This window comes from Rhodobacter capsulatus (assembly GCF_052363175.1).
Lineage (GTDB): Bacteria > Pseudomonadota > Alphaproteobacteria > Rhodobacterales > Rhodobacteraceae > Rhodobacter > Rhodobacter capsulatus_D.
In genome coordinates this window covers 1,136,075-1,148,489 of record NZ_CP198946.1, presented here as the reverse complement: position 1 = coordinate 1,148,489, position 12,415 = coordinate 1,136,075, and the positions used below count along the sequence as shown (strand labels likewise).

Sequence of the window (12,415 nt, the reverse complement as noted above, 5' to 3'; positions counted from 1 at the left end):
ATTTGAGCCAAGAAAAAGCAGCCGTTTTTTCCTGGCAAAAATACGCCCCCGCCGGAGGCGCCCTTTCCCATGTTTGACAGCTGCGCCGATCCGAAATCCCTCGAGGGCCTTGCCTGGGCTCTGTGCTACCTGACCACAGGCAAGCATCTGCTTTTCTATGGCTCGTTCTTCGTGGTTCTGGCGTTGATGCTGATCGTGGCGCCGATTGCGCTCGCCTTCGGCTTTGGTGGCGCGATTGCCGCGCGCTCGCCCATCCTGCCGCTGCGCCTGTTCGGCAAGGCCTATACGGCGATGGTGCGCGGCATCCCCGATATCGTCTTCTTCCTGTTCGTCCCGGTCGCGATGGATCAGGGGCTCGAATATCTGCGCTATCTCTACAAATGCCCGCATGACGGCACGCCGGTCTGGGCGAACAACGAATTCAACGTCTGCGCTGCTGCAAAACTACCGCTCTCGACGGCGCCGCAGATCTGGCACGAGGTCTATGGCTTCTTCCTCGCCGTCATCGCCTTTTCGATCGTCTTTGGCGCCTTTGCCGCGAACGTGCTTTATGGCGCGATGAATGCCGTGCCAAAGGCGCAGCTGGAAACGGCCGAGGCTTACGGCATGACCACCGCGCAGGTGCGTCGGCGCATCCTCATTCCGCAGATGTGGACCTATGCGCTGCCGGGCCTGTCGAACCTCTGGATGATCCTGATCAAGGCGACGCCGCTTTTGTTCCTGCTCGGCGTCGAGGATATCGTCTATTGGGCGCGCGAACTCGGTGCCACGAAATCGGCCCTTTACGACTTCCCGCACGGCGACTGGCGCGTGTGGTATGTGCTGGCGCTGCTTTGCTATTACCTTGGCATGACCAAGGTTTCGGAAATCGTGCTGGACCGGGTGACCAGCCGTCTGTCCAAGGGTCAGGCGACGATGGCGGGCGAAGCGCAACGGAAGGCCGCGGCATGAGCGACAGCTGCACCCAGATCATCGCGGATTACGCCTTTCGTTCGCTCGGCTATGGCGAGCGCATGCTGCCGCGGTCCGATTTCACGCTCTGCCACGAGTTCACGCTGATCGGCTCGGGGCTGATCTGGAACGTCTATTTCGGCACCCTCGCGCTTGTGTTCGGCTTCTTCTTCGCCACGGCGCTGGCGCTGGCGAAAGCCTCCTCGAACGGCTGGCTACGCCGCCCGGCGGAAGGGTTCATCTTCGTCTTCCGCGGCTCGCCGCTCTTCATCCAGTTCTTCCTCGCCTACGAGCTTCTGGTGCAGCTGCCGAAGACCGGCATCACCCTTGGCGGGCTGCTCATCCCGACCGACTGGACCACCTCGGCCTGGGCGGGGGCGCTTTTGGTGCTGTTCCTCAACACCTCGGCCTATTCGGCGGAAATCTTTCACGGCGCGCTGATGGCGGTGCCGAAGGGCGATATCGAGGCCGCCGACGCCTACGGCCTGACCGGCTGGCAGAAGTTCCGCCGCATCCTGTGGCCGACGACGCTGCGGCTGGCCTGGCCCGCCTATACCAACGAAGCGATCTTCCTGTTCCACGCGACGACGATCGTCTTCTTCTCCGGTTTTCCGGCGTATCAGCAGCGCGGCGACGCGCTCTATTACGCCAAGTTCTTCGCGGACAAGACTTTCAACCCATTCATCCCCTACCCGATCACCGCCTTCTACTTCATCCTGCTCACGTTGACGCTGATCGGGTTGTTCGGGATGATCAACCGCCGTCTGAACCGGCATCTCCCGGGGCAATCCCGCCCCAAGCTCAGGATCAGGCCGCAAATCATCAGGTGAGGACATGGACTGGCTGAAGGAGCATCCCGAGGTGCGCACCATTCGCGTGGCTGCTGCGGACCTCAACGGGGTGGCAAGGGGTAAGCGCATACCCGCACGTTTCGCAAGCAAGGTTTTTTCCGAGGGAACACGATTTCCATTCTCGGTGATGAACCTCGACATCTGGGGCGAGGACATCGAGGAAAGTCCGCTGGTCTTCGAGACCGGCGACTGCGATGGCCTGCTGCGCCCGACCGAGAGGGGCTTCATGCCGATGCCCTGGCTCGAGGCCCCCACCGCGCTGTTGCCGATCTGGATGTTCCACATGGACGGCCGCCCCTATTCGGGCGATCCGCGGCAGGCGCTCGCAAGGGTCAAGGACCGCTACACCGAAAAGGGCCTGACGCCCGTGGTGGCGACGGAACTTGAATTCTTCCTGATCGACGATTCCGGCACGAAGCTGCGCGTGCCGCCCTCGCCCCGCTCCGGCAAGCGCCGAACCGGCGGCGAGATCCTGAGCCTGCGGGCGCTCGATGCCTTCGATGGCTTCTTCACCGCGCTTTACGAGGCCTGCGAGGTGATGGACATTCCTGCGGATACGGCGATTTCGGAAGCCGGTCCGGGGCAGTTCGAGATCAACCTGATGCATCAGGCCGATCCGCTGAAGGCCGCGGATGATACGTGGCTCTTCAAGATGCTCGTCAAGGGTCTGGCGCGGCAGCATGGCTTTGCCGCCTCGTTCATGGCCAAGCCCTATGACCTGTGGTCGGGCAACGGGATGCACACGCATTTCTCGATCCTTGATGCGCAGGGCGAGAACATCTTCAACGATGGCACCGAAAAGGGCTCGGATGCGCTGCGCTCGGCCGTGGCGGGCTGTCTGGCCGCCCTGCCCGGCTCGACGCTGATCTTTGCGCCGCATCAGAACAGCTTCGCGCGGCTCGTGCCGAACGCCCATGCGCCCACGGGCATCGGCTGGGCCTATGAAAACCGCACCGCGGCGCTGCGGATCCCGTCTTCGGGGCCGTCGGCGCGGCGGATCGAGCATCGGGTGGCGGGGGGTGACGTGAACCCCTATCTGATGATCGCGGCGATTCTGGGCGCGGCGCTGGTGGGCCTCGAGGACAAGATGGTCCCCGACGAGCCGATCGTCGGCAATGCCTATGCGCAATATCTGCCGCAGCTGCCGGCGACGTGGAATCTGGCGATCAACCAGTTCGACAGCTGCCCGCTGATCAAGCGCATCTTCGAGGAAGAACTGATCGAGAACTTCCTGATGACCAAGCGTCAGGAGATCCACTACATGGCGGAACTTTCCGAGGAAGAGCAGACCGAGCTTTACCTCGACACCGTCTGAGAAAGGCCGGGGGGCGCAAGCCCCCCGGACCCCCTGCGCGTATTTCGACCAAGAAAAAGGCAGCCGCTTTGACTTTTGATCAAATATCCGAGGGGGCACCCAAGGGGCCATCGGCCCCCCTTGCCCGGGTCGCGCCGCAGGGCTACGCTTGAGCCACCCAATCACGAGACTTTCATGCGTATCGGCATCTTGCAGACCGGCCAGTCCCCCGACGTATTGCGGGGGGAGGCAGGTGATTATCCCGACATGTTCGTGGCGCTTTTGCGCGATCACGGGCTAACGTTCCAGACCTTCAATGTCGAGGCGATGGCGTTTCCCGCCTCGGTCCATGACTGCGAGGGCTGGCTGATCACCGGCTCGCGGCATGGCGCCTATGAGAGCCATCCGTTCATTCAGCCGCTCGAAGCCTTCATCCGCGACGTGATCGCGGCAAAGGTGCCGATGGTGGGCATCTGTTTTGGCCATCAGATCATCGCGCAGGCGATGGGCGGCAAGGTCGAACGGTTTCCCGGCGGCTGGGCCGTCGGCCCGCAAGTCTATGATTTCGGAGGCGATCCGGTCACGCTGAACGCCTGGCACCGCGATCAGGTGACAGTGCGCCCCGAGGCGGCGCAGGTCATCGCCTGCAACGACTTTTGCGAAAACGCGGCGCTCGTTTACGGCGAGACAGCGCTGACGATTCAGGCCCATCCCGAATTCCGCGATGCCTTTGTCGAAGGGCTGATGGCGACACGCGGCCCGGGTCTGGTGCCCGATCCGCTGATGGCCTCGGCCCGTGCGAAAATGGCTGAGGGCAAGGGCACCGATTCCGCCCGCATGGCCGACCGGATCGCCGATTTCTTTCTGAAACGAGGCTGACCATGGCTCCCGCGCCGATGCCCTGCGTGTCCCCCTTCACCGCACCTGTGGTGATGGAAGGGCGGCGCGCGGCGGCGGCGCATCGCAAGCCGATCCTGACCGGCTGTGCCGATCCCGAATTCTTCTCCGAAGGCGTGCCACTTGCCCGCCTGATGCCAGACCCCGAGGCGTGACTTTCCGACTTCCCCGAAACATTTTGGAAAGCGAAAGACATGTCACGCAAATCCCCGGACTGGACCGCCCTTATCCCGAAAGCCGCCCGCGACTACATCGCCGGGCGTCGCCTGGACGAAGTGGAATGCATCGTTGCCGATATCGCGGGCGTTGCCCGCGGCAAGGCCATGCCCGCCTCGAAATTCGCCTATCAGGACCGCTTCTACCTGCCGAATTCGATCTTTTTGCAGACGATCACCGGCGAATGGGCCGACAACCCGATGGGCGCCTTCACCGAGCCCGACATGGTGCTGACGCCCGACTGGACCACCACCTCGGCCGCGCCCTGGACCGCCGATATCACGCTGCAGGTGATCCACGACGTCTTTGACCAGAGCGGCGAGCCGATGCCTGTGGCCCCGCGCAACGTGCTCAAGCGCATCGTCGCGCTTTACGAGGCCGAGGGCTGGAAACCGATCGTCGCCCCCGAGATGGAATTCTTCCTTGTTGCGCGGAACCTTGACCCGAACCAGCCGATCATCCCGCCGATGGGGCGCTCGGGTCGCCGGGCGGCGGCGAAACAGGCCTATTCGATGAGCGCCGTCGATGAATATGGCAAGGTGATCGACGACATCTACGACTTCGCCGAAGCGCAGGGCTTCGAGATCGACGGCATCCTGCAGGAGGGCGGCGCAGGTCAGGTCGAAATCAACCTCGCCCACGGCGATCCGGTGGCGCTGGCGGACCAGATCTTCTACTTCAAGCGGCTGATCCGCGAAGCCGCGCTGCGCCACGATTGCTTCGCCACCTTCATGGCGAAACCGATCGAGGGTGAACCCGGCTCGGCCATGCACATCCACCAGTCGGTGATCGATGCGAAGACCGGGCGGAACATCTTCTCGAACCCCGATGGCGGCGAGAGCGAGCAGTTCCTGCATTTCATCGCCGGGATGCAGACGCATCTGCCCGCGGTGGTGGCGCTGCTGGCGCCTTACGTGAACAGCTATCGCCGTTACGTTCCGGATTTCGCCGCCCCGATCAACATCGAATGGGGCCGCGACAACCGCACGACCGGGCTGCGCGTGCCGATCTCGGACCCTGCGGGGCGGCGACTGGAAAACCGTCTGGCCGGAATGGATTGCAACCCCTATCTGGGCCTCGCCGCCTCGATGGTCTGCGGCTATCTGGGGCTGAAGGAAAAGAAGATGCCACGGGCGGAATGTCAGGGCGACGCCTATATGGGCGAGACCGACCTGCCCTTCAATCTGGGCGACGCGCTCGATCTGTTTTCCGACAGCGCGCCGGTGCGCGAGGCGCTCGGCATCGAGTTCTGCACTGTCTACGAGGCGGTCAAGCGCAACGAATACAAGGAATTCCTGCAGGTCATCAGCCCGTGGGAGCGCGAACACCTTCTGCTGAACGTGTGACGCATGGATCTGTTGCATGTGAATGACCGGGCGGGGGAATACCCCGCCAGCTTCTACGCATCCACCCGCGATCCCGCGCCCGAGCGGCCCGCGTTGCGGGGCGAACAGCGGGCCGATGTCTGCGTCGTCGGCGGCGGGTATACGGGCTTGTCGGCCGCCCTGCATCTGGCGCGCGCAGGCCGCAAGGTCGTCGTGCTGGAAGCACATAGGGCGGGCTTTGGAGCCTCTGGCCGCAACGGCGGGCAGATCGGCTCGGGGCAGCGGCTCGATGTCGGAACGCTGGAGAAGATGGTCGGCAAGGCCACGGCGAGGCGGCTGTGGGACATGGCCGAGGAGGCCAAGGCGCTGACCTATGCGCTTGCCGATCAGGCGGGCGTGCCGACGCATCGCGGCGTCGCGCATCTGGGGCGCAAGCGCTCCGAAGTCGCGTGGCTGCACGAGGAGGCAGACCATCTGGCCACCCATTACGGCTATGATCAGATCGAGACGCTCGACAAGGCCGCGGCGCAGGCGCTGGTGCCCTCGCCCGTCTATACCGGCGGCGATCTGGACCATGGTGCCGGGCATGTGCATCCGCTGAACCTGTGCCTTGGCCTCGCGCGTCTGGCCGAGGCGGCGGGCGCGGTGATCTACGAGCGCTCGGCGGTGGTGAAGATCAACCACGGCCAAGCGGCGGGGGCGAAAAGCCGGATCGAGACCGACGCGGGCGTCGTGATCGCCGATCACGTGGTGCTGGGCGCGAATGGCTACCTTGACCGGCTGGAACCGCAGATCGCCGCGCGGGTGATGCCGATCAACAATTACATCGTCGCCACCGAGCCTTTGGGCGAGCGCGTGCGCGAGGTGCTGACGCGCGACATCGCCGCTCATGATCTGAAGTTCGTCGTCAACTACTGGCGTCTGCACGAAGATCGGCTGATCTTCGGCGGCGGCGAGACGGTCAGCTACCGCTTTCCCGCCGATATCGCGGCGAAGGTGCGCAAACCTTTGGAAGAGGTCTATCCGCAGCTGAAAGGCGTGAAATTCACCCATGCCTGGGGTGGCACGCTGGCCATCACCGTGAACCGGATGCCCTGCTTCCGGCGCCCGGCGCCGAATTGCCTCTCGGCTTCGGGCTATTCCGGGCATGGGGTGGCGCTCTCGATCCATGCGGGGAAACTCATGGCCGAGGCGATCACCGCCACGGGCGACGGGTTTGACGTGATGGCGAGCCTGCCGCAGCCCGCCTTCCCGGGGGGGATGGCGCTGCGGTTTCCGCTGCTGCTGGCGGGGATGACGTGGTTTTCGCTACGCGATCGGCTGGGCGTCTAGGCGGCGCTTGGCCGCGTCGCGAAACTTTCACTTGGCGCGCGCGGGGCACAGGTCTAAAGCGTTGCTGAATGTCACATTCAGGAAAGCTGAACATGCCCCGCGACGGCCAGACCCCTCCGAATTGCTATGATGCCGAACCGATCCCCGAGGCCGCCCGCGCCGAGATCGAACGGCTGCTCGCGACCGGGGACCTGTTCCGCTACACCTCGGAGAACGCGCCGGTCGCGAAACTGGAAGCCGAATTCGCCGAATTGTTGGGGGTACGCTACGCGGTCTGCGTCGCGTCCTGCTCGGCGGCGCTGTTCCTGTCGCTGAAGGCGCTTGACCTGCCGCGCGGCGCCCGCGTGCTGGTGCCCGCCTTCACCTTTGCCGCCGTGCCCTCCTCGATCGTGCATGCCGATTGCGAGCCGGTGCTGGTCGAAGTGGGGTCGAACTTCCGCATTGATCTGGATGACTTCCGCGCCAAATTCGACGACACGATCGCGGCGGTGATGATCAGCCACATGCGCGGCCACACCTCGGACATGGACGTGATCATGGAACTGGCCAACGCGAAAGGCGTGCCGGTGATCGAGGATGCGGCGCACAGCTTGGGCACGCTCTGGCACGGCAAGAAGATCGGCACGATCGGCAAGATCGGCTGCTTCAGCTTCCAGAGCTACAAGATGGTGAACGCGGGCGAAGGCGGCGTGCTGGTGACGGACGATCCGGAACTGGCGGCGCGGGCGATCATCATGTCGGGGGCCTACGAGCATAACTGGAAGAAGCACCCGGGCCTGCAGAACAGCTTCGTGCATTGGCAAAACAAGCTGCCGCTTTACAATACGCGGATGCAGAACCTGTCGGCCGCGGTGATCCGCCCGCAGCTGCCCGAGCTGGATCGGCGTGTCACGGCGGGGCTGGAGAACCACGACTATGTCGCGGAAAAGCTGAACGAAAGCCCGTGGCTTGATGTGCCGCCGCCGCTTGCCCCCGAAACCCGCGCCCCTGACAGCCTGCAATTCAATCTGGTGGGCGACTGGACCGATGCGGAGGCGATCCGGCTGCAGGACGAGGCGAAATCCCGCGGCGTCGGCGTGCAGGTTTTCGGGCTTTCCCCCGACAATGCCCGCGCCTTCTGGAACTGGCAGTTCCTGGGCGAACAGCCCGATCTGCCGAAGACCCGCGCGATGCTGATGCGCGCCTGCGACACCCGCCTGCCCGCGCGGCTCACCCGCCCCGAGCTTGATTTCATCGCCTCCGCCATCGTCGAAGCCGCCGCGGCAGTCAAAGGCTGACACCGCGCCGCCCCGGTCTAGCGGGGCGAAAGAGCGTATTTGGGCCAAGAAAAAACCTCGGGCTTTTTCTTGGGAAAAATACGCTGGGGGATTGGGGGGCAACGCCCCCCTGCCTCACATCCCCAGACGCGCGATCTCGATTTTCGGGCAGCGGTCCATCACCACCAGCTTGCCCGCTGCCCGCGCCCGTTCAGCCGCCTCGGCGTGGATCACCCCCAGCTGCAGCCAGAGCACGCCCGCCTCGGGGCGATGGGTCAGCATCTGCGCGACAATGTCCGGCACGGCCTCGGGCGCGCGGAAGACATCGACCATGTCGATCGCGATATCGGAGGGGATCGCGACCAGATCGGGATAGATCGTCTCGCCCAGCGCCACCTGCCCGGCCAGCCCCGGATTGACGGGAATCACCCGATAGCCGCGCGCCTGCAGGAAGGCCGCCACCCCGTGCGAGGGGCGGTCGGGCTTGGCGGAAAAGCCCAAGACGGCAATCGTGCGGACCCGGGACAGGATCTCGCGCAGCTCGGCATCGGTCATCAGCGCCTCCGGTCAAGAAAAAGCGCCCGGACCACAGGGGGCACCGGGCGCATGAGTGCGGAACGAGGGACAGTGACAGTCGACGCGGAGGTTCCAATGCCGCGCCCGATAAGTGAGACATAGGGATGTAAAGGCCGCGTTAAAGGGTCGCAGAAAAAGATTCCGCAAGGATCGCCCTTTCGTGATCTCACGCCCCGCCCCGACCGGAGCTTGCCGCGTAAAGCGCGACCGCCGCCGCGTTCGAGACGTTGAGCGAGCCGAAGGCCCCGCCAAACGGGATCCGCACCAGATGATCGCAGGTCTCGCGGGTCTTTTCGCGCAGCCCCGGCCCCTCGGCGCCCAGAACGATGGCCACGGGGCGCGTGCCGACCTCGGCCAGCCCCTCGGCCAGCGTCATCGTCGCCTCGCCGGCGAGACCGATGAGCACATAGCCCATGTCGCGCAGCTCGCCCATCGCATCGGCCAGATTGGTGATGCGCAGATAGGGCTGCCGTTCCAGCGCGCCCGAGGCGGTTTTGGCCAAAGCCCCGGTTTCCGGCGCGGAATGGCGCGCGGGCGCGACGACGGCACGGGCGCCGAACACCTCGGCCGAGCGCAGGATCGCGCCGACGTTATGCGGATCGGTGACGCGATCAAGCAGCACGACCAAGGGCAGCCCCTCGCCCGTCAGCGCCACATCGGCGAGCTTGCCCCAGTCGAGCGGCTTCACCTCGAGCGCCGCGCCCTGATGCACCTGATCGGGACCAAGCGGCACTTGCGTGTCGAACTTGCGCGGCTCGAGGATCTCGGGCTCCAGCCCACCCGCCGCGATCGCCTCGCCAAGCTTGTCGGCGGCGTTCTTCGTCAGCACCAGCCGCAGCTTGACCCGGGCCGGGTTCATCAGCGCATCGCGCACCGCATGCAGACCGAAAAGCCACAGCGTTTCCGCCGCCGCCGCCCGCTTGGCGCGTTCCTTTTCGATCACCCATTCCGGTTTCTTCATCTTGCTCTCCCGTTTCGATCTCTCTGCGCTGCGGGGCTCCTTTTGGCAAGAGGGCGCGAAAATGCTGCTTGACGCCCCCGGCCCCCTTCGTTACATCGCCCCACGTCGGGTGACGAGCTGCAAGGTGCGGCAGCGGACTGTAACTCCGCCGGGGAGACCCACGCCTGGTTCGATTCCAGGGTCACCCACCACTTCCCAACAAGTGGTGATGATACCGACAAGGCCCGCTTGTGCGGCCCGCAAATCCCGCTAGTGTGACGCCACCAAGATCAGTAGCCGCGGGCAAAATGCAGCCGAATTACAACGTCTTCTTCGTCGTGCAGGCGGGGCGTCTCGAATATGAGGCGATGATCTTCGCGGCCTCGTTCCGCGCCACCAACCCCGATTTCAAGGGACGGCTGATCGCGGCGGAACCGTCCGGTGCGAAATGGTCCACGCCGGTGGCGATCTCGGACCCGGTGCGGCGCTTCCTGCTGGATCACGGCGTCGAAATCATCCCCTTCGACAACCAGCACTTCGGCGAAAGCTATCCGCACGGCAACAAGATCGAGGCGATGGCCGCCCTGCCCGCGGAGCCCTTCGTCTTTTTCGACACCGACACGCTGTTTCTGGGACCGCTTGCGCAGGTGGGGTTCGATTTCAACCGCCCCTCGGCCTCGATGCGGCGCGAGGGCACCTGGCCCGAGCCGCAGCTTTACGGCGCCGATTACACCACGATCTGGAAGAGCCTTTACGACAAGTTCGGGCTCGATTTCGAAAGCTCGCTGGATCAAAGCCAGTATGACGACTACTGGCAGCGCTATCTTTACTTCAACGCGGGCTGGTTCTTTGGCGCCGATGCACAGGCCTTCGGCAAGCGCTTCCTGCATTACGCCCATGCGATCCGCTGGGACACGCCCGATGAACTGGCGAGCCAGTCGCTCGACCCGTGGCTCGATCAGGTGGCGCTGCCGCTCGTCATTCACAGTTTCAGCGGCGGGCGTCCGGGGCCCGAGCTGGCGGGGCTCGATGGTGCAGTGAGCTGCCATTACCGCGCCCTGCCACTGCTTTATGCGCGCGAAAGCGATGCCGTCGTCGCCCAGCTCGAAGCAATCTGTGCACCGCAGCCGGTCAAGCGCATCCTGCGCCTTTACGAACCGGCAAAGAAGCTGATCTATCAACGCAAGGGTTTGAAACTGCGCGTGAAATTCGACCGCAACGCGCTGCCGCGGCGCGAGTCGATGCTGCGCAACGCGATCAAGCGCGAGAAACTCTGGCTGCGCTGACGAAAGAGCCGCGAAGTGTGCCGCTCGGACACCACCGGCTTCGGCGCACTTGGCGGGCAAGTGCCCACATCGGCGAAAACGAATGTGTTTGAAGGGGCACGGGCAGGCGGATAGGCTCGCCCGCGACCATTCAGGGAGACCCCGATGACCGACCATTCCTTCGACACGCTGCAGATCCACGCAGGCGCGGCGCCCGACCCGGCAACCGGCGCGCGGCAGGTGCCGATCTACCAGACCACCTCTTATGTCTTCAAGGACGCCGACCATGCGGCGCGCCTGTTCGGGCTGCAGGAAGTGGGCTACATCTATTCGCGTCTGACCAACCCGACGGTTTCGGCGCTGGCCGCGCGCGTCGCCGCGCTGGAAGGCGGCGTCGGCGCCGTCTGCTGCTCCTCCGGCCATGCGGCGCAGATCATGGCGCTCTTTCCGCTGATGGGGCCGGGGCTGAACATCGTCGCCTCGACCCGGCTTTACGGCGGCACGATCACCCAGTTCAGCCAGACGATCAAACGCTTCGGCTGGTCCTGCACCTTCGTCGATTTCGACGATCTGGCGGCGCTCGAGGCCGCGGTGGATGACAACACCCGGGCGATCTTCTGCGAATCGATCTCGAACCCGGGCGGTTACATCACCGACCTGCCCGCCGTCGCCGCGGTGGCGAACAAGGTCGGCCTGCCGCTCATTGTCGACAACACGCTGGCCTCGCCCTATCTGTGCCGCCCGATCGAGCACGGTGCGACGCTCGTTGTCCATTCCGCCACGAAATACCTGACCGGCAACGGCACGGTGACCGGCGGCGTGATCGTCGATTCGGGCAAGTTCGACTGGTCGGCCTCGGGCAAATTCCCCAGCCTTTCGGCGCCGGAACCGGCCTATCACGGGCTGAAATTCCACGAGGCGCTGGGGCCGATGGCCTTCACCTTCCATTCGATCGCGGTCGGGCTGCGCGATCTGGGCATGACGATGAACCCGCAGGGCGCGCATTACACGCTGATGGGGATCGAAACCCTCAGCCTGCGCATGGAGAAGCACGTCGCCAATGCGAAAGCGGTGGCGGAATGGCTGGCGAACGATCCGCGGATCGAATTCGTCACCTGGGCCGGGCTGCCGTCCTCGCCCTGGCATGAACGCGCGACCCGGCTTTGCCCGAAGGGGGCGGGCGCGCTCTTTACCGTCGCGGTCAAGGGCGGCTATGAGTCCTGCGTGAAACTTGTGAACAATCTCAAGCTGTTCAGCCATGTGGCCAATCTTGGGGATGCGCGCTCGCTGATCATTCATTCGGCCTCGACCACGCACCGCCAACTGACCGAAGAACAACAGATCAAGGCGGGCGCGGCGCCGAATGTGGTGCGGCTCTCGATCGGCATCGAGAATGCCGCCGATCTGATCGCCGATCTCGATCAGGCGCTGGCCGCCGCCACCGCCTGAGCCACTGCAGCGAAAAGCCGCCCTCACAATCTGGTGGGCGGCTTTTCATGCGCGGTTTTCTGC

General features: G+C 64.6%; 12 protein-coding genes and 1 tRNA gene. 11 read left to right on the top strand and 2 right to left on the bottom strand.

What is annotated here, in order from left to right; translation table 11 throughout:
• Positions 1 to 69: 69 nt before the first annotated feature.
• From ACTTAI_RS06470 to ACTTAI_RS06435, 8 genes are all read left to right on the top strand, one after another.
• Positions 70 to 951 carry an ABC transporter permease gene (locus ACTTAI_RS06470; RefSeq protein ID WP_444454975.1) on the top strand — a complete coding sequence of 294 codons (882 nt, stop codon included), beginning with the start codon at positions 70 to 72 and terminating at the stop codon, positions 949 to 951.
• The gene (locus ACTTAI_RS06465; RefSeq protein WP_444454974.1) at positions 948 to 1,781 is read left to right on the top strand and encodes an ABC transporter permease; all 834 of its coding nucleotides are present in this window, start codon (positions 948 to 950) and stop codon (positions 1,779 to 1,781) included. Before ACTTAI_RS06470 ends, ACTTAI_RS06465 begins: the two co-directional genes overlap by 4 nt.
• Positions 1,782 to 1,785: 4 nt before the next feature.
• Positions 1,786 to 3,117 carry a glutamine synthetase family protein gene (locus ACTTAI_RS06460; protein ID WP_444454973.1) on the top strand — a complete coding sequence of 444 codons (1,332 nt, stop codon included), beginning with the start codon at positions 1,786 to 1,788 and terminating at the stop codon, positions 3,115 to 3,117.
• Positions 3,118 to 3,291: 174 nt separating this feature from the next.
• Positions 3,292 to 3,975 carry a type 1 glutamine amidotransferase gene (locus ACTTAI_RS06455; protein WP_444454972.1) on the top strand — a complete coding sequence of 228 codons (684 nt, stop codon included), beginning with the start codon at positions 3,292 to 3,294 and terminating at the stop codon, positions 3,973 to 3,975.
• A 2-nt stretch (positions 3,976 to 3,977) separates the two neighbouring features.
• Positions 3,978 to 4,148, top strand: a complete 171-nt coding sequence (locus tag ACTTAI_RS06450) for a hypothetical protein (RefSeq protein WP_444454971.1) — start codon at positions 3,978 to 3,980, stop codon at positions 4,146 to 4,148.
• Between the two features lie 39 nt (positions 4,149 to 4,187).
• On the top strand, positions 4,188 to 5,555 hold the full coding sequence (locus ACTTAI_RS06445) for a glutamine synthetase family protein (RefSeq protein ID WP_444454970.1): 1,368 nt from the start codon (positions 4,188 to 4,190) through the stop codon (positions 5,553 to 5,555).
• Between the two features lie 3 nt (positions 5,556 to 5,558).
• A complete protein-coding gene (locus ACTTAI_RS06440) occupies positions 5,559 to 6,866 on the top strand; it encodes an NAD(P)/FAD-dependent oxidoreductase (RefSeq protein WP_444454969.1) in 1,308 nt (435 codons plus the stop codon).
• Between the two features lie 92 nt (positions 6,867 to 6,958).
• The gene (locus ACTTAI_RS06435) at positions 6,959 to 8,143 is read left to right on the top strand and encodes a DegT/DnrJ/EryC1/StrS family aminotransferase (RefSeq protein WP_444454968.1); all 1,185 of its coding nucleotides are present in this window, start codon (positions 6,959 to 6,961) and stop codon (positions 8,141 to 8,143) included.
• Between the two features lie 114 nt (positions 8,144 to 8,257).
• Here ACTTAI_RS06435 and ACTTAI_RS06430 read toward each other — a convergent pair whose 3' ends face one another.
• Both ACTTAI_RS06430 and rlmB read right to left on the bottom strand, forming a co-directional pair.
• The gene (locus ACTTAI_RS06430; RefSeq protein WP_444454967.1) at positions 8,258 to 8,677 is read right to left on the bottom strand and encodes a CoA-binding protein; all 420 of its coding nucleotides are present in this window, start codon (positions 8,675 to 8,677) and stop codon (positions 8,258 to 8,260) included.
• A gap of 187 nt (positions 8,678 to 8,864) precedes the next feature.
• On the bottom strand, positions 8,865 to 9,659 hold the full coding sequence (gene rlmB, locus ACTTAI_RS06425; RefSeq protein WP_444454966.1) for a 23S rRNA (guanosine(2251)-2'-O)-methyltransferase RlmB: 795 nt from the start codon (positions 9,657 to 9,659) through the stop codon (positions 8,865 to 8,867).
• A 107-nt stretch (positions 9,660 to 9,766) separates the two neighbouring features.
• Between rlmB and ACTTAI_RS06420 the strand changes: the two genes are divergently transcribed.
• The 3 genes from ACTTAI_RS06420 (at position 9,767) to ACTTAI_RS06410 (ending at position 12,352) form a co-directional block, all read left to right on the top strand.
• Positions 9,767 to 9,850: transfer RNA gene (locus tag ACTTAI_RS06420), tRNA-Tyr, on the top strand.
• Between the two features lie 96 nt (positions 9,851 to 9,946).
• The gene (locus ACTTAI_RS06415) at positions 9,947 to 10,924 is read left to right on the top strand and encodes a hypothetical protein (protein ID WP_444454965.1); all 978 of its coding nucleotides are present in this window, start codon (positions 9,947 to 9,949) and stop codon (positions 10,922 to 10,924) included.
• Between the two features lie 144 nt (positions 10,925 to 11,068).
• Positions 11,069 to 12,352, top strand: coding sequence for an O-acetylhomoserine aminocarboxypropyltransferase/cysteine synthase family protein (locus ACTTAI_RS06410; protein ID WP_444454964.1), 1,284 nt, complete (start codon positions 11,069 to 11,071; stop codon positions 12,350 to 12,352).
• Positions 12,353 to 12,415 lie beyond the last annotated feature (63 nt).